Source organism: Frankia sp. CcWB2, assembly GCF_977927585.1.
In genome coordinates this window covers 1-912 of record NZ_CDWRCM010000038.1, presented here as the reverse complement: position 1 = coordinate 912, position 912 = coordinate 1, and the positions used below count along the sequence as shown (strand labels likewise).

The following is a 912-nucleotide window of genomic DNA, read 5'->3' as shown; positions in this document are numbered from 1 at the left end:
GAGGTAAGAGGCCAGTGTGGTGTGACCGCTGGCTCTGGCGGGCTCTTTCTTCAAACGAGCACAATCGCAGCGCGCCGGGCCGACCCTGGAATCGAAATGCTTCTTTCGCCTGCCCGACGTTTAGACTTCGCCTTGCCAGCATAGTCGAGTTCTCCCGAGCCTACTGAGAGATACCGATCAACAGATCTGTTGGCGTACCGCTCGACCTGCCCCTGGCAAAGGATCCCGACGGTGAACCGGCCTAGCGCATCCAGTCGGTTACTATCGGCAGCAACCATCCTCGCCTCGTCCATGTGGCTGTATCATTGCCTGCGACGCAGCGTAACGAACCGCACAGGTGGATCTCGACCTAAGGATGGTAGATCAGAGCATCCCACAGGTAGGGCACAATATGCTATCCGAGGTAGACGATTAAGAATTGGCGGCTATTGATGGATGAGAACGAATCGAATCATACGGTCGGTAGCATCGACACCGCACTGGGTAGCTGGCGTCTCCGACGTGGATTGAGTGCTCGCGATGTGGCATGGAAGCTAGGTATATCGCTAGCGGCACTCACGCGGATAGAAACGGGAGCCATCCGGCCTACACCCGCACAACAATCCGCTATCAAGACTCTAATAGAGGGCCGTGCGGGTGAAAAAATAATTTTCTCATCGCACGTCCCAGGTGCTATCCATAGCCCATCACTCTTTGATGTATCAGATAGCGATGAGCCAAAATCCCCACTGCTGACCGATCCTCTAAATGATATTCTCGATCGAATTACGAAGCAACGAATTTTTCTGTCTACGAATGCCGTATCAATTGGCGATCTGCTTGCCGATCACCAAATTTCCGCGCCAACGTCGAGTCAACCACCCAGCGGCGCGGTTTCTGCAGGAAAAAATACTTATACCTACGACGCTCATA

General features: G+C 53.6%; 1 protein-coding gene. It reads left to right on the top strand.

Annotated elements, in window-relative coordinates; translation table 11 throughout:
- Positions 1-431: 431 nt before the first annotated feature.
- On the top strand, positions 432-912 hold a 481-nt coding region (locus tag ACY45C_RS06235; RefSeq protein ID WP_462186699.1), incomplete at its 3' end, for a helix-turn-helix domain-containing protein.